This window comes from Candidatus Edwardsbacteria bacterium RifOxyA12_full_54_48 (assembly GCA_001777915.1).
GTDB lineage: Bacteria > Edwardsbacteria > AC1 > AC1 > EtOH8 > UBA2226.
The window spans coordinates 184,509-205,145 of the sequence record MFFN01000002.1 but is presented as its reverse complement, the minus strand read 5'-3'; the positions used below and the strand labels follow the sequence as shown (position 1 = coordinate 205,145).

At 53.7% G+C, this 20,637-nt stretch carries 17 protein-coding genes and 1 tRNA gene; 17 read left to right on the top strand and 1 reads right to left on the bottom strand.

Annotation, left to right across the window (positions count from 1 at the left end):
* Positions 1 to 244 precede the first annotated feature (244 nt).
* The 13 genes from A2273_06815 (at position 245) to A2273_06755 (ending at position 15,518) form a co-directional block, all read left to right on the top strand.
* On the top strand, positions 245 to 2,491 hold the full coding sequence (locus A2273_06815; GenBank protein ID OGF08643.1) for a DNA topoisomerase I: 2,247 nt from the start codon (positions 245 to 247) through the stop codon (positions 2,489 to 2,491).
* Positions 2,492 to 2,932: 441 nt separating this feature from the next.
* A complete protein-coding gene (locus A2273_06810) occupies positions 2,933 to 4,654 on the top strand; it encodes a hypothetical protein (GenBank protein OGF08642.1) in 1,722 nt (573 codons plus the stop codon).
* Positions 4,655 to 4,811: 157 nt separating this feature from the next.
* Positions 4,812 to 7,259: a hypothetical protein gene (locus A2273_06805; protein OGF08641.1), complete on the top strand. Its 2,448-nt coding sequence runs from the start codon at positions 4,812 to 4,814 to the stop codon at positions 7,257 to 7,259.
* 68 nt (positions 7,260 to 7,327) lie between these two features.
* Positions 7,328 to 7,774 carry a hypothetical protein gene (locus A2273_06800; protein ID OGF08640.1) on the top strand — a complete coding sequence of 149 codons (447 nt, stop codon included), beginning with the start codon at positions 7,328 to 7,330 and terminating at the stop codon, positions 7,772 to 7,774.
* Positions 7,762 to 8,160 carry a hypothetical protein gene (locus A2273_06795; GenBank protein OGF08639.1) on the top strand — a complete coding sequence of 133 codons (399 nt, stop codon included), beginning with the start codon at positions 7,762 to 7,764 and terminating at the stop codon, positions 8,158 to 8,160. Before A2273_06800 ends, A2273_06795 begins: the two co-directional genes overlap by 13 nt.
* 18 nt (positions 8,161 to 8,178) lie before the next feature.
* Positions 8,179 to 8,808, top strand: coding sequence for a hypothetical protein (locus A2273_06790; GenBank protein OGF08638.1), 630 nt, complete (start codon positions 8,179 to 8,181; stop codon positions 8,806 to 8,808).
* Positions 8,809 to 9,236: 428 nt separating this feature from the next.
* Positions 9,237 to 10,580: a methylenetetrahydrofolate--tRNA-(uracil(54)-C(5))-methyltransferase (FADH(2)-oxidizing) TrmFO gene (locus tag A2273_06785; GenBank protein OGF08637.1), complete on the top strand. Its 1,344-nt coding sequence runs from the start codon at positions 9,237 to 9,239 to the stop codon at positions 10,578 to 10,580.
* 14 nt (positions 10,581 to 10,594) lie between these two features.
* Positions 10,595 to 11,500, top strand: a complete 906-nt coding sequence (locus tag A2273_06780; GenBank protein ID OGF08636.1) for a hypothetical protein — start codon at positions 10,595 to 10,597, stop codon at positions 11,498 to 11,500.
* Positions 11,493 to 12,572, top strand: coding sequence for a hypothetical protein (locus A2273_06775; protein OGF08635.1), 1,080 nt, complete (start codon positions 11,493 to 11,495; stop codon positions 12,570 to 12,572). The genes A2273_06780 and A2273_06775 overlap by 8 nt, the downstream gene beginning before the upstream one ends.
* The gene (locus tag A2273_06770; GenBank protein ID OGF08634.1) at positions 12,569 to 13,546 is read left to right on the top strand and encodes a hypothetical protein; all 978 of its coding nucleotides are present in this window, start codon (positions 12,569 to 12,571) and stop codon (positions 13,544 to 13,546) included. Before A2273_06775 ends, A2273_06770 begins: the two co-directional genes overlap by 4 nt.
* A gap of 119 nt (positions 13,547 to 13,665) precedes the next feature.
* The gene (locus tag A2273_06765; GenBank protein ID OGF08633.1) at positions 13,666 to 14,649 is read left to right on the top strand and encodes a lipopolysaccharide heptosyltransferase II; all 984 of its coding nucleotides are present in this window, start codon (positions 13,666 to 13,668) and stop codon (positions 14,647 to 14,649) included.
* A 50-nt stretch (positions 14,650 to 14,699) separates the two neighbouring features.
* Positions 14,700 to 14,774, top strand: a tRNA-Gly gene (locus tag A2273_06760).
* 135 nt (positions 14,775 to 14,909) lie between these two features.
* On the top strand, positions 14,910 to 15,518 hold the full coding sequence (locus tag A2273_06755) for a nitroreductase (GenBank protein OGF08632.1): 609 nt from the start codon (positions 14,910 to 14,912) through the stop codon (positions 15,516 to 15,518).
* Positions 15,519 to 15,552: 34 nt separating this feature from the next.
* Here the strand turns inward: A2273_06755 and A2273_06750 are convergent, their stop codons facing one another.
* Positions 15,553 to 15,873 (bottom strand): hypothetical protein, encoded by a 321-nt coding sequence (locus A2273_06750; protein OGF08631.1) that lies wholly within the window; start codon positions 15,871 to 15,873, stop codon positions 15,553 to 15,555.
* 128 nt (positions 15,874 to 16,001) lie between these two features.
* Between A2273_06750 and A2273_06745 the strand changes: the two genes are divergently transcribed.
* The 4 genes from A2273_06745 (at position 16,002) to A2273_06730 (ending at position 20,631) form a co-directional block, all read left to right on the top strand.
* Positions 16,002 to 18,458: a hypothetical protein gene (locus A2273_06745; protein OGF08630.1), complete on the top strand. Its 2,457-nt coding sequence runs from the start codon at positions 16,002 to 16,004 to the stop codon at positions 18,456 to 18,458.
* 146 nt (positions 18,459 to 18,604) lie between these two features.
* Positions 18,605 to 19,240 (top strand): hypothetical protein, encoded by a 636-nt coding sequence (locus A2273_06740; GenBank protein ID OGF08629.1) that lies wholly within the window; start codon positions 18,605 to 18,607, stop codon positions 19,238 to 19,240.
* Between the two features lie 54 nt (positions 19,241 to 19,294).
* The gene (locus A2273_06735; protein OGF08628.1) at positions 19,295 to 20,158 is read left to right on the top strand and encodes a thymidylate synthase; all 864 of its coding nucleotides are present in this window, start codon (positions 19,295 to 19,297) and stop codon (positions 20,156 to 20,158) included.
* Positions 20,159 to 20,187: 29 nt separating this feature from the next.
* Positions 20,188 to 20,631: a hypothetical protein gene (locus tag A2273_06730; GenBank protein ID OGF08748.1), complete on the top strand. Its 444-nt coding sequence runs from the start codon at positions 20,188 to 20,190 to the stop codon at positions 20,629 to 20,631.
* Positions 20,632 to 20,637 lie beyond the last annotated feature (6 nt).

Below are 20,637 nucleotides of genomic sequence, written 5' to 3'. Positions count from 1 at the left end.
AGGGCTATTCAGAGGAAGAAATAATGCTTGGTTTCGGATTGTATATCCACGGTGTGTTCTGGCAATGACCTAAGGACAAGTTCTTTCTCTCCCCTTACTAGGGGAGATGTGAACAAAGCAAGAAGAGTTAAAAGAAAACTTTGTGTCTTGGTGTCTCTGTGGTTTAATTAAGTCTGTGGTAATCTGTTCCAATTTGTGTAATCTGTGTGAAAATAAATCTTAAACTTAAATATAGGCTGATCCAATGTCAAAGAACCTGGTAGTTGTGGAATCCCCGGCCAAGGCCAAGACCATCAAAAAATACCTGGGCAAGGATTTCGAGGTCCTGTCGTCCATGGGTCATGTGATAGACCTGCCGGCCAGCAAGCTGGGGGTGGACATCAAGGACGATTTCAAACCCCAATATGTGACCATCAAGGGCAAGACCAAGACCCTGTCACAGATCAAGAAAAGCGCCAACGCCGCCGAAAAGGTCTACCTGGCCTGCGACCCCGACCGCGAGGGGGAGGCCATCGCCTGGCATATCTCCGGCCAGGTCAAGGACGCCAAGAAAAAGGTCCACCGGGTGATGTTCTACGAGATCACCAAGGACAGCATCACCAAGGGCATTTCCCATCCCGGCAAGATCGACATGAACCGGGTGGAGGCCCAGCAGGCCCGGCGCATTTTGGACCGGCTGGTGGGCTATCAGGTCAGCCCGTTCCTGTGGACCACTGTCCGCCGCGGGCTTTCGGCCGGCCGGGTGCAGACAGTGGCGTTGCGCCTGATCTGCGAGCGCGAGGATGAGATCAACGCTTTCAAACCCCAGGAATACTGGTCGCTGGCCGCCCGGCTGGAGGGAAAATCAAAAACGCCGTTCGAAGCATCGCTGTTAAAGATAGACGGCAAGAAGGCGGCCATCAAGGACGGCAAGACTTCCCAGGCCATCGTCAGCGAGCTGAATAAATCGCAGTTCGCCATCAGCAACATTGACGAAAAGGACCGCAAGCGCTCCACCTATCCGCCGTTCATCACCAGCACCCTGCAGCAGGCCGCCGCCCGGGCCTACGGTTACAGCGCCAAGAAGACCATGATGCTGGCCCAGCAGCTGTACGAAGGCGTCGACCTGGGCGACGAGGGTGCGGTGGGTCTGATCACCTACATGCGCACCGACGCCGTCCGCCTGGCGCCGGAGGCCGTAAGCGCGGCCCGGGAATTCATTGCCCAAAAATACGGGGCCGAATACCTGCCGGCCGAGGCCAATCATTACAAATCGCGCAAGGGGGCCCAGGAGGGCCACGAGGCCATTCGGCCCACCATGGCCGGAAGGACCCCGGAGGCGGTCAAGAATTTCCTGAGCCTGGACCAGTTCAAATTATACGGCCTGATCTGGAGCCGCTTCATCGCCTGCCAGATGACCCCGGCGGTCTATTCCACCAAGGCGGTGGACATCACCGCCGGCAAATATCTTTTCCGGGCCACCGGGTCCACCTTGAAGTTCGCCGGATTCCTGGCTGCTTACGGGGTGCAGGAGGACGACTCCGGAGAATACGCCGATTCCAAGATGCTGCCCGAATTGACATCGGAAGAAACCCTTAAACTGCTGGAGCTGCTGCCCAAACAGCATTTCACCGAGCCCCCGGCCCGGTACAACGAGGCCAGCCTGATCAAGACCCTGGAGGCTCAGGGCATCGGGCGTCCTTCTACCTATGCCTCCATCATCAGCACCCTGCTGGACCGCAAATACGTGGACCGGGAGCAGAAACAGCTCAAGCCCACCGAGCTGGGACAGGTGGTCAGCAAGATCCTGGTGGAAAAATTCCCCCACATCTTCCAGGTGCAGTTCACCGCCGACATGGAGAACGAGCTGGACAAGATCGAGCAGGGCAAGCTGGACCGCATCCAGGTGCTGAAGGATTTTTACGAACCATTCTCCCGCGACCTGACGTCGGCCGAATCCTCCAAGGAGGAGATCAAAAAATCGCTAGTGGAAGAGACCGACATCAAATGCCCCAACTGCCAGAGCCCGATGGTCATCAAATGGGGACGTTTCGGGCGGTTCTACGCCTGTTCCAACTATCCGGAATGCAAGACCACCAAGCCATTGGAGGAGGAGGAGGAACAGCAGAAGGCGGCGGAAGGCGTGTTATGCGACAAATGCGGCGGGCCGATGGTGCTCAAACGGGGGCGCTTCGGGAAGTTTCTGGCCTGCTCCAACTATCCACAGTGCAAGTCCATCAAGCCCATCTCCACCGGGGTGCCGTGCCCCGAGCCGGGCTGCGACGGCCAGCTGACCGAACGGAAGACCAAAAGGGGGAAGGCCTTCTTCTCCTGCAGCAAATATCCCGACTGCAAGTATGCGGTGTGGAACAAGCCCCTGCCGCAGAAGTGCGAGAACTGCGGGTTCGGGCATCTGGTGGAGAAATACACCAAGCAGCGGGGGGCCTTCCCGGCCTGCCCCAAATGCAAGTGGGAGCCGGAGGTCAAGGTAGAGAAGAAACCGGAAAAATAGAACACGGATTAACGCGGATTTTACGGATTTATTTTTAGCAACGTCATCCTGAACAAGGAATGTCTACCTTACTATCCGAATCATCTAATTTAACCACAAAGCGCACAAAGGTTTTTCAAAAGGGCTAGTCATTGCGAGGAGTCATTGCTAACTGGCAAACGAAGCAATCTATGGTGTCATTCCTGTGAAGACAGGAATCCATGTTCTTTAACCACCAAGCATGCACTGAGCAATGCCGAAGTGACACCAAGGCACAAATTCAAACCCTTCCCACAAAGGGGAGGGCAGGGTGAGACCCAGCAGGCGGCTTAATAGCCGCCTGCTTATTTTATCCTTGACATATATCGGGTATGAGGGTGTATAATGATTTATATTTGCTAGTATTTAGCAAGTAATGTTGTAGCAGTTAAATAACAGTAACAGCGTTAAGAAGGGAATAAAATGCGATTAGTCGAGTTTTATATTGGCAACTATCGCTCTTTATCAAAGCAAACGCTACAATGTAATAACATAAATGCTTTAGTTGGTCCTAATAATGCTGGAAAAACAAATATTCTAAGTGCGATAAAATTATTTTTTACCACGAAAGCACAAACCGATTTAAATGATGCACATGCAAAAATACAATCCAGTACTATTCTTTTACGTGCCATAATACAAATTTCTGGCAAATTGGATAAAAGAGATATGGCAAAATATAATTTATTGTTTCTCGTGAATAATGATCTAATGACTATCGAACGCAAGCATAAAACTAACGAAGCAGCAAAGTATTACTACATACAGGGAAAGAACCGTACATTATTGAAACAAAACCAATTGTATTATTTGCAAGGTTTGTTTAGGAAGCATTTTATATTTATTGATTTAGCAAATGATGAACATATTGATTATAATAATTTAGAAAGTATAGTCGGATATGTGATAAAAAATAAATTTAGTGATTATCAAGAAAAACAAATAAATGATAAAACAGAAGCAGCCTTAAAAAATCTTAATGCAAAAATAGACGGTCTTTACGGCCCTATAAAACAGCGTTTTCTCGATAATTTTTCGTTATCAAAGAAAGATATTAGTTTTAAGCTAGATATTGATGCGAAAAAACTAATATCATTTGTAAAGTTATATATAAACCAAGGGGACCCCGTACACCATTTACAATCAAAAGGTCATGGTATAAAAAATATTGCTGCATATATATTTTTGGGGTTATTTAAATATCACTCACCTAGCATTATCGTGATTGAAGAACCTGAATCTCATTTACATCCTTCATACTTAAGACCATTTATTCAGTCTTTGTTGTCGCTTTCAACACAGAAACAAATTATATTAACAACCCACAGCTGCAATGTTGTTGACGTTATTGAACCGATGAATATCTATCGCGTATTTCAAGAAAACGGCTATACTAAAATATCTAAACCAAAAATAACGAAGAAGGATGTTTATGATTTTTACAAATATATTTATAATAAAAATGCTGAGTGCCTTTTTGCGAAACGTGTAATAATCGTTGAAGGTATCAGCGATTCGCGTATATTGTCCAATTTATCTAACAAAATAATTTCCAAAGTTAATAAGAATAAAATCAATTTATCCTTTGACCAGAATGACATTCAAGTTATTGAGGTTACTGGTGGTAATTTCCACGGTCCAATATCTTTATTAGATGCATTTAATATTGGGTGGATGATTGTTGGCGATGACGATAAATGGCCAAAAGATTTTATGAGAACCATAGATGCACTAAAATTAAATAAAAAACATCCGATAAAATATAAGTATTTAACAAAGATGCAGCTGGCCAGTATTCCCATAAATAACGACATACGAAAAGTACTTTATGAGCACTTTAAGATAATAAGTGTTCCAACGGATATTGAAAAACTTATTTTGAATAAAGCGAATGCGCCTATAATCAAATCTATATTAAAAAAATATCTGCCTGATCGTTATAAAGAGAAGAAAAAAGGGGGTGGGGGTAATAATGATTTGAAACTATGTTATGAGATAATGAAAAAACATAAACCTGAATGGTCGATCATATTAAGCAAAGAGTTGCCAACCATTAGCATCTCACAAGGTATTATTGAATTAATAAAATTAATTGTATTAAAACCGGCACATGGTTGTATTGATCAGAATTTAACTGAGGAATAATACAGTAAACAAGTTAATCTTCGTGTTAAAAACGACAAGTTTGCTATTAGTGTTGCTAAACAAAGCCCATTGCAAAAGTAGAACAATAGTTGGTCACCTGTGATAATTTAAGCTATGAAACATAGCAATAAAATTAGATATTATTTATAAAACCATTATGAAAAAAATATTTATCACTCTCTTTATTCTTCTTCTCGGCCTGCCCCAGGCTTTCTGCCAGCAGGCATACCAAAAACCACCCCAGGCAGTGCTGGATATCCTCAATGCACCGCTGCCACCGACCGTATTCATAGATCCCACGGCTCAAAAGATGCTGCTGGCTCAGCCGTCGCTTTACCCATCCATTGCCGACCTGGCCGAACCGATGCTTCCCCTGGCCGGGGTCCGGGTGAACCCCCGCACCAACATGGAGCGGAGTTATATATTTTATTGGGTGAGTCTGACCCTAAAGGATATTGCTACCGGGAAAGAGACACCCGTAATTCTGCCGCCCGAGGTCAAGCGGATAGACGGCATCAAATGGAATGCCACAGGCAACCTGGTTGCTTTTATCAACGAAAGCGACAGCGGGGTGGAGCTCTGGATGCTTGACCTGGCAACCTGTCAGGCTAAAAAGATCGAAGACATAAGGATAAACCCCCTGCTGGACAATTATCTGAACTGGATGCCGGACCAGCAAAGTCTGTTGGTCAAGACCATTCCGGCGAACAGAGGCTTGCCGCCTAAGGTCGAGGCAGTGCCTCCGGGGCCCAGGATCTTGGAAAGTTCCGGTTCGGCAACAGCCAGCAGCACCTATGAAGCCAGGGACGTGCTGAAAACTCCGGGAGACGCCGATCTTTTCGATCATTACGCCACCTCGCAATTGGTCCTGGTCCGACTGCCTTCGGGCAAGGTTGAATTTATCGGCAGACCGGCGATCTATGATCAGGTTGAACCGTCGCCGGACGGTCGTTACCTGTTGGTGAATTGGATCCACCGGCCGTATTCCTACCAGCGTTCCTACCAGCGCTTTCCCCGCGAGGTGGAGGTGTGGTCAGCCGAGGGGAAAATGATAGAACACCTGGCCAGCCAGCCGCTGGCCGAGCAGGTGCCCATTGACGGCGAGATCACCGGGCCCCGGGAACACGCCTGGCGTCACACCGCCGATGCCACCGTGATCTGGGCCGAGGCCCTGGACGGGGGAGACCCGGCAAATAAAGTACCCCATCGCGACCGCTTGATGCAAAAAAATATCGGCGGGCCTTCCGGGGAATTGTGCCGGATCGAAAACCGCTATTACAAGATGCGCTGGATGCAGCAAAGCGGGAAAGTCCTGGTCTGGGAGTATGACCGGGATCGCAAATGGTTCAAGGTATATTTGCACGATGCCGATGATGCAGCCCAGACCCCGCTCCTGGTGTGGGACATGAGCATCCACCAACGATACCAAAAGCCCGGCGATCCGGTAATGATGATAATGCCCAACGGCGTTAACGTGATCAGGCGCCAGGGGGATCGGGTATTCTTAAGCGGGCAGGGCAGCTCTCCGGAGGGAGACCGGCCGTTCCTGGACCGGATGGACCTGAATACCCTTGAAACCGAAAGGCTTTTCCGGTCCGGCAAGGACTGCTACGAGGCCTATTACGCCTGGATCGATCCCGAAAAAGGAACCTTCATCTCCCGGAGGGAGTTACCTTCCGATCCTCCCAATTATTTCCGGCGGACCCTAGCTAAAAAGCCCCTGGGTAAATATACCCCGGGCGAGGCCTCCCGGAGATCTTCATCCCGGGCCATAACCGGATTTCCCGACCCGGCCCCGGTCTTGCGCCAAATAAAGAAACAGATCGTCACCTATCAGCGGGATGACGGACTGCAGCTGTCATTCACCCTTTACCTGCCGCCGGGGCACAAAAAAGGGACCCGCCTGCCGACCCTGTTGTGGGCCTATCCCAGCGACCTGGCCCAAAAAGAGGTGGCCGGTCAGCTGGAGGGAAGCTCCCAGCGGTTCACCGCCATCAGGGGGACCTCAGAGCTGTTCTTCCTGTTGAACGGCTACGCCGTGCTGGATGACGCCTCGATGCCGGTGGTCGGCCCGCCCGGCACGGCCTATGATGGCTTTATCGAGCAGATAGCGGCCAATGCCAAAGCGGCGGTGGACAAGGCCGTGGAGATGGGCGTGACAGATCCAAACAGAGTGGGGGTGGCCGGGCACAGCCACGGCGCTCTGATGACCGCCGATCTGCTGGCCTATACCGATATCTTCCGGGCCGGGATCGCCCGCAGCGGGGCCTATAACCACACCCTGCGGCCGTTCGGCTATCAGAACGAGAAGCGGACGCTGTGGCAGGCCAGGGATACCTACATCAAGAATTCCCCGGTGCTCCAGGCCGACAAGATCAATGAGCCGCTGCTGATCATCCACGGCCAGATCGACGCCAACCCCGGAACGGTGCCCCTGCAGTCGGAAAAACTGTACGACGCCGTCCGGGGAGCCGGCGGCACCGCCCGGCTGGTGATGCTGCCGTATGAGAACCATGGTTACATTGCCCGGGAATCGGTGGAGCATGTGCTGTATGAAATGCTGGACTGGTTCGACCATTATGTCAAGAATGCGCCGACCAGATAGAAAAGATAGGGTTTATCGCCCAAGAGATATTTAAACCAAGATATGTCAATAAAAAAAGGAGCAGGTCCATGTCTAAACAGCACTTGTTCAGCCAGATATACGGATATACCGTATGTCTTATAGCTCTCATTTTCTCGATCGTCTCCATTCCGGCATTTGTGGTATCGGTAATGGATCAAAGTGATTCGGCAATCTCTTCAAGGCTATCCCTCAAATACACATCATTTGAAAGTTTTAAATATAAACAGCTTGCCAGCCAGAAGAAAGCCGAGGCAGTAGAGAAAGAAATTACTGAGAAGGTTCAAACGCCCGATGATCAAGCGCTAAGGGTAATGTACGACAGCGAGAAAACCTCGGAGATGGATAGACTGACATATCAGGCGAAGCGATATTTTATCAAAAGGCTCCTAATGATGATAATATCACTGCTGGTATTCATCATGCATTGGATATGGGTGCGCAATATAACTGAAACCAAATCAGAGAAGGAGACACCATCTCATTGCCTAACCTGAAAAACAAAGCCCCGGTGAAATTCTCCGGCATGGGAGAGATCCGGATGGGATCGCCCTACAACGGGGGCAAGGTCCGGGTGGAAGGGTTCGATCATCCCTACCTGAAACAGGGGGATTTTCAGGACCGTTACGCCTACGACCCCGCAAAACAGCGGCTGGTCCTGGTCCGCTGGGATCCGGGGTACAACATCCCCGGATTCTACCTCCTGATGCTGGACCTCAAAAAACAGAGGATCTACCGGTCGCCCACCATCTTCGGCTGCTGCCAGACCATGATCCTGGAAGAAGGCGGAGTGGTGCTGGAGATATTCGACCGGGGAAAGATCATTGACAAAACCTTCAAATTGGCCATGATCAATCAGCATCTCACCCATGATCCCTGCTGAAAAGGAAATATCCGGACGATGAGACAGAAACTGGATCAGAGATTGCGCTGTCCGGACTGCCGGATGCACCTTGAATTGTGCGTCTGCCACCTTTCCCCCCGGCTGGACCTGAAAACCAGGGTGGAGGTGGTGATCCATTATGCCGATATCCGCAAGATGAGCAACAGCGGAAGGCTGGTCAAGCTGGCCCTCCAAAACAGCGCAGTGCATGTCCGGGGTTTAAAGGACAAGCCGGTGGAAGCCGCCCCCGACAAAAAATATGAGACCGACCTGGTGCTTTTCCCCGGCCATGGCTCGGTGGAGTTGAATGAGAAGTTCCTGTCCCCAGCAGCGCATCCCCTTCGCCTGCTGATCCCGGACGGCAGCTGGAACCAGGCCTCCAGCATGGTCAAGCGCGAACCGCTGATGAAAAATGCCGTCAAGGTGCATCTCCCGGCCGGGATCCAGGCAAAATACCGGATCCGCGCCCAGGAGGATCCCTTTAAATTATGCACTTTCGAGGCCGTCATCCGGGCCCTGGGGGTGATAGAGGGGAGCCGGGCCGAGGAGAAGCTGGACGCTTTCTTCCGGGTGTGGATCTACCGCAGTTTGTATATCAAGGGGCGGATCGCCAAGGCCGACATGCCGGAGGGAATACTGATGGCATAAAGAGGTTTACTTGCCCGCGAAATACACGAAAATACCGAAAGGGTTTTTTACCGCAGAGACGCAGAGAACGAATTACTTGTCATATCCTGACTCTCACTCCCGCGCTTCATTGCATTAAGTGTTTACTCCGGCAGAGGTCCAGTCTCAACAATAAAGATCAATGTCATCCTGAGAAAACTTCGTAGCAACACAAGTTGTAGGATGACAAAGGGCCCCCGTTCCGCTTACGCTACTCTAATGTCTTCTTTAAGTGCAGTAGCTTCCACCTACGCTTTAATGTATGACTTCCTCGAGTGCCAAAGCTTTAGCGGAGGCACTCGGCTTGCCGGATGGTTGCCGGTCTCAGGGTGACAAAAAATCCCGGCGCAAAATGCCGGGTTTTGTTTTGTCTTGATTTTTAAGGGCCATTTAGTGTATTCTTAAAATCTATGCAAATTCAAGCAGACAGGATCACCATCATCGGCGGCGGGCTGGCCGGCTGCGAGGCGGCCTATCAGGCCGTCAAAAGGGGGCTGGCCGTCGACCTCTACGAAATGCGATTTGCCGGCCCGGGCGCCCGGTCCGAATTTCGCACCCCGGCCCATGAGACCGGCCTGCTGGCGGAGCTGGTCTGCAGCAATTCCCTGAAATCGGTCGAAAGGACCAACGCCCACGGCCTTCTCAAGGCCGAACTGGAGATGATGGATTCCCTGATACTGCGGTGCGCCAGGGAGACCGCCGTCCCGGCCGGCAAGGCTCTGGCGGTGGACCGGATGGAGTTTGCCAGGCGGGTGACGGACAGGATAGCTTCGGATAAGAATATCAAAGTTATCGGCCGGGAGGTGACCGAACTGCCGGATGGTCCGCTGATCGTGGCCTCCGGGCCGCTGACCTCGGATGAATTTGCCCAGAGCCTGGCCCGGTTCGCCGGAGGGGAGAACCTCTTCTTTTATGATGCCATCGCTCCGGTGGTGTCGGCTGAATCGCTGGATCATAAAAAAATGTTCCGGGCCAGCCGCTATTCCGATGAGCCCGGGCAATACTGGAACTGTCCTTTAAGCAAAACACAATATCTTGAATTCGTGGAGCAACTGGTAAGGGCCGAAAGGCACCTGCCGCACGATTTCGAAAAGGGGCATTTTTATGAGGGCTGTCTGCCGGTGGAGGTGATGGCCGAGCGGAACGTCAATTCCCTGCGGTTCGGCATGATGAAGCCGGTGGGGCTGATCGATCCGGCCGAGAACCGCCGGCCCTATGCGGTCCTGCAGCTGCGGCAGGAGAACCGCGGCGGCACCACGCTCAACCTGGTGGGCTTTCAGACCCAGCTGACCCAGCCCGAGCAGCGGCGGATCTTTCGGATGATCCCCGCCCTGGAGCGGGCCGAGTTCTACCGCTACGGCAGCATCCACCGCAACACTTATCTGCGAAGCCCGGGTTTGATCCAATCGACCATGCAGTCAAGATCAAACGACAAGATTTTCTTTGCCGGGCAGATCACCGGGGTGGAGGGATATGTGGAATCGGCGGCCATGGGGCTGCTGGCCGGGATCAATGCTGGCAGATATTCCGCCGGCAAAGAATTGGTGTCCGCCCCGGAGCACACCGTGACCGGCTCGCTGGCCCGCTACGTTTCTGATGCGGAGAAGGGAAAGGATTTCCAGCCCATGAATGCCAATTTCGGGCTGCTGCCGCCGCTGGATGATCCGCCCCGGGCGAAGAAAGAACGATACGTAGCCTATGCCGAACGTTCGTTGAAGGTTATGGAAGAATTTGTCGGCATTGTAAACCGTTGATCTAGGAGGATGGCATGGAGTACGGAAAGATCATCAAACAGGCCCTGGAGATCGCCTGGCGAAAAAAATACCTGTGGGTGTTCGGTTTCTTTGCTTCGATGGGCGGGGGCGGGGGGGGGAATTACAATAATTTCATCGACCAGGACAATGCCTCCGGGGCGGCCTCCGGCCTTTGGGACTGGATAACATCCCATACCGGCTTGGTGGCCGTGCTGATCCTGGCGGCCATCGGCCTTTTCGTCGTCCTGATGGTCCTGTATCTGGTCTCCCGGGGCGGGTTGATAGGATCGGTCAGCCGGATAGCAAAAGGCCAGCCCGATAATTTTGAAAAGACCCTGGGCTGCGGCCTGCAATTTTTCTGGCGGATGCTGGGTATAGACATCCTGTTCGGCCTGGGCTATGTGCTGCTGCTGGGACTGACCATTCTTCCGCCGGTGCTGATGATCATCATGGGCGGTAGCGCGGCCAAGATCTTCGGAATACTGCTGATCGTCCTGCTGATCCTGCCGGTGGTCGCCCTGCTGTACTGCATCGCCATCATCGGCACTTACAGCTGCCAGATAGCCGTCATCGAGGATAAAAAAGTTTTCGATTCCATCCCGGCGGGCTATGCCTTGTTCAAAGACAATCTGGGCCGGTCGGTGCTGCTGGGCCTGATAATATTCGGCATAGCCCTGCTGTATGTCATAGCCTTTATCATAGCCCTGATGATCCTGGCCATTCCGTTCATCATCCTGGGAGTGGTCAACCTCTGGGCCGGACTGATCCCCGGGATACTGATCGGGCTTCCCCTGATCCTGGTGGTCAGCGGAATATACGGCACTTTCGACAGCGGGTACTGGACCCTGGCCTACCATGAGCTGTCGGCTACTAAGATCGCTGATCCCAAACCCGAACCATTGATAGTTCCCGTTGCCTGACAAAAGGCTTAAAATATTAGTGGCCCGCCAGGACCGGCTGGGCGACGCCGTAAATGCCGTACCAATTCTGAAAGCTCTGCGGAAGGCCAAACCGGAGGTCTTCATCTCGTTCATGATCGCCCAGCCGCTGGTTGAATTGTTTGCCGGACAGCCCTATCTGGACGAAGTGGTGTCCTGGGGAAAGAATTTTTTCTGTCTGATCTATCTTCTGCGGCAGGGAAGATATGAGGCCCTGCTGATGCTGCATCCTTCAAAGCTTTTGGCCTGGGCGGCATTCTTTGCCGGGATAAAGCAGAAGGCCGGGCTGGGCTTCAGGCCCTATTATGTTTTGACCGGGTTCAAGCCGGCGCACACCGTCCGGAGATTGAGTGCTCCGCCGTTGGCTGAGTTGCCGGCATTTCGATACGTTGACACTACTCAATGCCCGGCAGTATCGAAGCCGGGCGGAGGATATCGGGACGACGGACAGGATGTTCACGAAACGGAGTATAATCTTTCCGTGGCCCGCAGTTTATTTGAGTTGCCGGATGAGATCGAGCCCCCGCAGATATTCTTGAGCGACCTGGAAATGTCCGAAGCCCGTAGTGTCCTGATGTCAATGGGTGTCCAAAACCCCATAGCTGTGCTTCCTGCTAATAGAGGTTCCTCGGCCAACTGGCCGCCGGAGCGATATCGCGAGCTGGTTCGGAAATTAGTGGAAGCCAAGCAGGAGGCGCTGATCCTGGGCGGGCCGGGGGAGGAAGAGATCCTGAAGAAAGCAAAGGGCGATACCAATGTGCCCATGGCCGGGCCACAGCTGACATTGCGGCGGCTGGCTGCAATTTTGGCAAATTGCCGGCAGGTGGTGGGCAGCAGCACCGGCACCCTGCACCTGGCCGCGGCAGCCGGGGCAAAGACGGTGGGGCTGTTTTGCCCGGCGCCGGCCAGCCGCCCGGAACGGTGGAGGCCATTGGGAGAGGGGCATGTGCAAATTGTTCCGGAGGAAGAATATTGCCGGGACTGCCAGCCCCATGCCAAATGTGGTCTGAGGGGTATAACATTAAAAGAAATCTTGCAAAATATAGCAAAATGAATAAATACCTTCTCATCCGCCTGGGCGCCATCGGTGACATTGTGCTGGCCACCGCCGCCATAGAGGCCATCTCCCAAGCCGAGCCCGGCTCGCAGATAGACCTCGTCTGCAAGGCCAGATTCGCCGGGCTTTTAAAGGGCCACCCCAAACTGGCCAACGTTTACGGCTTTGACGAAACCGGTCGGCACAGTGGCCTGCGGGGGCTGTTAATGTTCATTCACGAACTCAGCGCCAACAATTATAACTTCATCATAGACCTGCAGAACAACCCGCGCAGTCGGATGATCACCCTTTGCCTTAACGCCGGGAAAAAGATCCACTGGCCCAAGGACACCTGGCGCCGCCGGATGCTGGTCTGGGGACGGGGCCGGGGCAAAACTTATAAGACAGTGATCCAGCGCTATCTGGCGGCGGTGGAGAAGGCCGGAGTCAAACAACCCGAGGCCAAGCCCAAACTGTATCCGGTGGTTGATGACACCATAAAACTGCCGCAGGGGGAGTTCATAGCCATTGCTCCGGGCGCGCACTGGCCGACCAAGAGATGGACGGGGTTCGCTTCGCTGATTGCAAAAATGCAAAATGCATATTTTAAAATTGTTATTGTCGGAGATAAAAGTGATAAGGCTATTGCTGAGGAAATAATAAAAACTTCGGGGGCAAATGCCACCAATCTTTGCGGGCAGTTGGACCTGGCACAATTGACTTACGTGCTGTCCCAGGCAAAACTGCTGGTCACCAACGACACCGGGGCCATGCACATTGCCGAGGCGGCGGGCACGCCGGTGGCGGCCATCTTCGGGCCGACGGTCAAACAATTCGGCTTTGCGCCCTGGCGGCCGGAAAGCAGGGTCATCGAAACCGAACTGGACTGCCGGCCCTGCGCCCTGCATGGCTCAAAGAAATGCCCCAAAGGCCATTTCAACTGCATGAAACTTATCACAGCCGAACAGGTCAAAGATTCTATGGCCCAATGACGATTAACCACATAAGGCACAAAACATGTCCTGAGCCGCGACGAAGGGGGCACAAAACTCTAGTAACATTATGTGAATTATGTGCTTTTTGTGGCAATAATTACCTTCATGAAAAACATATGAAATCTGACAACCAAAAAATACTCATCCGGGTACCCAACTGGATAGGTGATGCGGTGATCTCCACCGGTTTCATCGAGGCCTGCAAAAAGAAGCATCCCGAAGCCTCGATCACCATCCTGGCTCACCAGCGGGTGGCCGAACTGTTCGAGGCCGATCCCCGGGTGAACGATATCATCGCTTTCAGCAAGGAAGAGGGCCTGCGGCGCATCGTCCGGAGCATCAAAAGCAGGGGATTCGACCGGGCCTACATCCTGCCCTTGTCATTCTCCTCGGCTCTGATGTTCCGCCTGGCGGGGATAAAACAAAGGATCGGATACGGCTCGGAACTCCGGGGTCTGCTGCTGACCGAGAGCCTGAAATATTCGCAAAATGATTTTCGCTCCCGCCATATCCTGCAGGGCTATGCCGCCCTTCTGGGACCGGACGTCGCGCCCAAAGCTCCGAAGATATATCTGACCGATGACGAAAAGGGAAAGGCCGAGAAGAGGATCTTTGCCATCAAGGCCGGGCCGGAGGACCTGGTGGGCTTCGGGCCGGGCGCCACCTACGGACCGGCCAAGATGTGGCCGGTGGAGAACTGGATCCGGCTGGGGCGGAAATTATCGGAAGGCGGAAAGAGGGTGATGATCTTCGGCTCCGCTTCGGAGAATGAGCTCTGCCGGGATATCGCGGTGGGGATAGGGCGGGGGACGGCCAACCTGGCCGGAGAACTGAGCCTGCGGGAAAGCGCGGCCCTGCTGAGCCTGATCCCGTCCTTTGTCACCAACGACACCGGGGTGATGCACCTGGCGGCGGCCTGCGGGGCCAGAGTGACGGCCATCTTCGGCTCCACCAGCCCGGTCTGGACCGGCCCCTGGGGAGAGGGGCACCGAATAATATACAATCAGGAGCCCTGCAGTCCCTGTTACAAAAGGATCTGCCGGTACGGACATTATAACTGCCTGAAGAAGATCACCCCCGATGATGTTCTCGCCGGATGATCCAATAGCTTGACAAAACCGGATAAATTAAGTAAAATATCCCATCACGAGCGGGTGTAGTTCAGTGGTAGAACGTCAGCTTCCCAAGCTGAATATCGTGGGTTCGATCCCCATCACCCGCTCCATTTTATTTCTATCTCAAAGGAGTGCCGATGACCAAAGATAGAAAATCACCCGCGATAATAGCCATCCTTCTCCTGTCTTTTTCCACCTGTCTGGCGGGAAATCCCCCGATACCGTCCTCTCGGGGACCTTCAACCATGATAAGCCTCCCGGCTCCGTCGCTGACCGGCAAAATGCCGCTTGAGGAGTCCCTGTTCAAAAGGCGTTCGGTGAGGGATTATGCCGACAGGCCGGTGACCATCGCAGAGATATCGCAGCTGCTTTGGGCCGCCCAGGGAATAACCACCAATAAGGGGAACCGGACAGCTCCCTCGGCGGGAGCGTGCTATCCTTTGGTGATCTATCTGGCGGCCGGCAACGTCGACAGCCTTCGGCCGGGGTTATACAGATACCTGCCGGAACCCCACCAGCTGGAGATCATTTCAAAAGGGGATATCCGGGAAAGCTTTTCGGCCGCGGCGCTTGGCCAGAAGAGCATAAGATCGGCGCCGGCCACCATTGTGATAATTGTTTCATACGATAAGATCGATTCCCGTTACAAGGACAGGAAGATCCGCTACGCCGATATGGAGGCGGGCCATGTCGGGCAGAACATATCGCTGCAGGCAGTGGCCCTGGGACTGGGTACGGTCATGGTGGGCGCCTTTGACGATCGGTCCCTGAAGGCCGTTTTAAACCTGGGAAATCAGGAAGTGCCTTTATATCTGATCCCGGTGGGAAAGCCCGAAATCAAAAAAGCGAGGTGAACACCTCGCTTTTTTGTTGGTTCAATGCCGGGGATCACTTCTTGTCGCCGTTCTTTTCGTCGCCGATTTTGAAACCGATCCCCCGGTTCTCCTGGCCGAAGGTCTTGATGGCCCCGAACTGGGCCTCGTATTTCTTGATATTGTCCTCCAGGGCGTTCAACAGCATTTTGGCATGCTGGGGGGTGGTGACGATCCGGGAATAGATCTTGGCCTTGGGGATGCCGGGCAGCACCCGGGCAAAGTCTATGATGAACTCCGAGGGGGAGTGGGCGATCAATGCCAGGTTGGAGTAGACGCCTTCGGCCTCTTTTTCACCCAGTTCGATATTGAGCTGGTTCTGCGGGTTCTGTTCCATTTTATCTGCCTTTATAGAATTATTTGGATAACAAAATCATTCTATCAGACATGGAGGACCGGTGTCAAGTTTAATGTTGACTTTGGGGGAGTTCCTGTTATAATCACTCCAATTAGTTAAAGGATATTATGAAAAAGATCGCACTCATCTTATTGATCCTTCCGGCGGTTTGCTGCTCGGTCACCAAAGCCGACGAATTGCACCGCCTGGGCCTGATATGGAAGGATCCCCGGGTGACGGCTCCGGGGCACGAAATAAAGGTCGCAGGGTCGAAAGGGACCTTGCCTTCTTCGGTGGACCACTCGGCCGATATGCCGCCGGTGGGCAACCAGGGTGGGCAGGGGTCCTGCACCGCCTGGGCCACGGCCTACTACCACAAGAGCTATCAGGAGTGGGTTGAGCACAACTGGTCACTGGCGGATTCCAACCACTTATTCAGCCCTTCGTTCGTATACAATCAGATCAACGGCGGGGCGGATAACGGATCGTGGTTCGGCGATGCTTTTCAGGTATTGTGCGACATGGGAAGTTCGTCGATCTTGCTGAAGCCCTATAACGATGGGGAGTGCACTAGCTGGCCCAGCGAAACAGCCTACGATTCGGCCATACCCTACCGCTGTAATGAATGGTTCTGGTTCGACCTGTCCGACGATCTGGGGATAGAGGGGGTCAAGCAATGTTTGGCTGAGGGCAACAACGTGGTGATCGGCCTGCTGGTCTACGCCAATTACGATAATATCTCCTCATATAACAATATCTTCTGCGTGGCCGATCTTTCCGGTGACATCCGTGGAGGGCATGCCAATTGCATCGCCGGCTACGACGATTCCCTGGTGACCAATGACGGCCGGGGGGCCTTCCGGGTGGTCAATTCCTGGGGACCCTCATGGGGAGACGGCGGATACTACTGGATGTCTTATCAGGCTGCCACCGATTCCCGGACGTCATACCAGGCGGCTTTTTATTCATCGGACAGGATAGGATACCAGCCCCGGCTGAAAATGAGGGCCAGGATAAATCATGGCAATCGCGGCAGCGTCCAGATCAGGGCCGGGGTTGGCCCCGCGCTGTCGCCGGACTGGTCCCGGCAATTTTATATAAATACCCAGGACGGCTATACTTTTGGCGGCGGGGATAATCCGTTCCCGGGGAATAATATTGTTTTGGACCTAACCGAGGGAGTTTCGTATCTGGACAGCACCGAAGGGAATAATATCTATCTTCAGTGCCGGGACGTCCAAATCGACGGCATCTCCGGAACAGTCGAATATCTGGGGGCAGAGAGCCTGGATTGGGGGGTGGCTAATTCTTCCCTGGAGACGCCGAATGCAATTGCCGATGATTATGATCATCATTATACCAATGTCTCCCTGCATTACCGGGATTTCGGGATCAGCGCCGATCCGGCGGAGACCACCCTCAGCCAGGGGGACAGCGCCTGCTTCCGGGTGCGGCTGGAGCCGGTCAACGGTTTTGCCCTGCCGGTCTGTATGAGCGCCCAGGTGACACCATTGCCTTCATCCGGTTCCATATCCGTTGAGTTCGACCGGGATGTGCTTGTTCCCTTGGATTCCTGTTCAGTAAAAGTAGTCTCCTCGACCGATGCCTCTCCGGGCAGGTACCAGGTCACGGTATCCGGAATCGACAGCCTGGATACCCTGACCAGAAATGCAGACCTCGGGCTGTGGGTGCTGGGATCCGGGGATGCGCTGTGCATCGGTTCGTCGTCCGGAATGCTAAATCTGGCAAGAACCCGCTGGGGCCAGGTCGACAGCCTGAGCTTGATGCCTCCCGTGATCGGCGGGAATTACCAGGCCCTGATCCTGGAAAACGGTCTGACCATGGCCGATTCTTCCCGGGTGAGCAGTTTTATCGGATCGGGCGGGTTGGCCTTGTCGGTGGGAAAATCGGTCTACAATTTAAGCGGAGGAAGCAATCTGTTGCCGGTAAGCCGATGGCTGGGGGCCACCGGTTATGCCTTTTATACCGGGGCCGGGATCAACGTGATATCCGATTATCAAAATCCTTTCGGGGTGGCATCGATCGATCACGGAGACACCCTGGGAATACTTGCGGCCGTCAACGGCCGGCTGAGCGGCCTGCAGCCGGCGGCGGTTCCCTTGGCCCATCTGGGAACGGTCACTTCGGCCATAGCGGCGGTTTATAACACCTATGGTTCGGGACAGAGCCTTTGGATAACCGCCGGGGCCGGGTTCAGCCAGCCGGTGGACTCCCTGATAACGGGATTCTTCGGAAATCCCGCGCTGGGGATCAGCAATGATGAAAACCCCCTTCGGTCCGGCGCCAGCCTGAAACCGGGGCTTTCGGCCTATCCCAGTCCGTTCCGGCAAAAAAGCACCTTCAGCCTGAGCCTTCCCGGCAAATCACCGGTGACCCTCAGGATATACGACATCTGCGGCCGGATGGTAAAAACGGTGTTCGAGGGGGAGAAACCCGGGGGACGGCACAATTTTGTTTGGGACGGCCGGGATCAAGCCGGCAAACGGGCGGCCGCCGGGGTGTACTTCATAAAGGCCGAGACCGGTTACGGAAAAATGCTGGAAAAGATCATCTCCATCCGATAAGCATCACTTCCATCCGGGGCGTCTTATGTTAAATTAAGACGCCCTTTTAGTTTTTCCTTGAAATATTCGTAAGTTAATGATATATTTATGCTTTAAAGGGGAAAACCTGAAAAGTCGTCTCAACTTAAATATTGGGGGAATGCCGTATGGCTGGTCAGGAATACGAAAAGAATTTTAAACCGGACGAGGTCATTTTCAGGCAGGGAGACGCCGGAAGCGAAATGTACCTGATCCGGGCCGGAAAGATCAAGATCAGCCGCAGCGCCGGGAACATCGAGAAGACCCTGGCCATCATCAAGGAGGGGGATTTCTTCGGGGAGATGGCGGTGATCGACGGCAGCCCCCGGTCGGCCACCGCCACCGCGGTGGACGAGGTCAACCTGCTGATCGTGGACCGGGACGCCTTCAAATCCCAGCTCAAGGACAACCCCATGATCGAGTATGTTCTGGAGACCATGACCCGCCGCCTGAGGGACACCAACCGCCAGGTGGAGTTCCTGTTGATCCGGGACGAGATGCGCCGGGTGGTGGCCCTGCTGGTGTCCATGGCCAAGGAACGGGGGGCCCAGACGGCCGAGGGGATCGTGGTGGACTTCCCGTATGATTACGCCGCCCTGGGCGGAATAATCGGCATCGACGCCTCCAAGACCGAGGAGATAGTCAAAAAACTTCTGACCCTCAAACTGATCCGCATCGAGGACAAGAAGCTGATCATCACCAGCCTGGTGGAGATCGACGATTACTTAAGGTTCATCACCCTCAAGGAAAAATTCTCATCCTAACTGCCCGATCAACCCTCTCCGCATCGGGGAGGGAAGGGAGGGGTCAATAAATTTATGCGTGAATATCTGGACCTGGTAAAATATGTCCTGGACAACGGGACGGTGCAGAAGAACCGCACCGGCGTTTCCACCTACAGCTGTTTCGGCGTTTTTTACAAGATCGACCTGCAGCAGGGCTATCCCCTGCTGACCACCAAGCAGATGTATTTCAACTCCATGCTGCACGAACTGCTTTGGTACTTAAGCGGCCAGGCCCACATCCGCGACCTGAAGACCAAGACCAAGATCTGGGACGCCTGGGCCGACGCAGACGGCAGGCTGGAGACGGCCTATGGCAGGTTCTGGCGGCGTTATCCCGTGCCCGACAGCGGAGTGGAGGGCGAGAAATGGGGCCAGCGCTGGACCAGCATGGATCCCGACAGCGGGGGAAAGGTTTTCGACCAGATCCGGTATGTGGTCGACATCCTGCGGGAGATAAAAGAAAATCCCACCACCCCCAACCTGCGCCGGATGGTGGTCTCGGCCTGGCATCCCGGCAATGCCGCCCAGAGCCGGCTGCCGCCCTGCCATTACACCTTCTGTTTCAGCGTTTCCGGGGACCAGCTCAACTGCCACCTGACCCAGCGTTCCGGCGACATCGCCCTGGGGATCCCCTTCAACCTGGCCTGTTATTCCCTGCTGACCATGATGCTGGCCCAGGAGACCGGCTATCAGGCGGGGGAATTCGCCCATACCATCATCGACGCCCATATCTATGAGAATCACCTGCCGGGGCTGAAGCTGCAGTTGGAGAGGGAACCCCGGCCGCTTCCCAGGGTCAGGATCGCCGACAAGCCCCTGTTCGACCTGAAATACGAAGATGTGACCCTGGAGGATTATCAGCCTCACCCGGGAATAAAGTTCGAGGTGGCGGTTTGAGCAATGCCGAGAAATGCATCATCGTGGCCATGACCCGGGACCGGGTCATCGGAAAGGACAACCAGATGCCCTGGCACCTGCCGGAGGATCTGAAGCTGTTCAAAAAACTGACCTCCGGTAATACCGTGATCATGGGGCGGAGGACCTACCAGTCTATCGGGAAGCCGCTGCCCAACCGCAACAATATCGTGGTCTCCCGGTCCCCAATGGACATCCCGGGGGGGACGGCCTGCCAAAGCATGGATCAGGCCCTGGCCCAAGCGGAGGAATACGGCAAAAAGATATTCTTCATCGGAGGGGCGGAAATTTACCGGCAGGCATTGCCCCTGGCCGATTTCCTTTGCGTATCCTGGCTCAAACAGGATTGCGCCGGGGACACAAAATTTCCGGAGTTCGATGAAACAGAATGGGAGAGGCTTTCGGAGACCGATTACAAGGAATTTACCAATATTCTTTATAAAAAGATAAGATAAGATTTC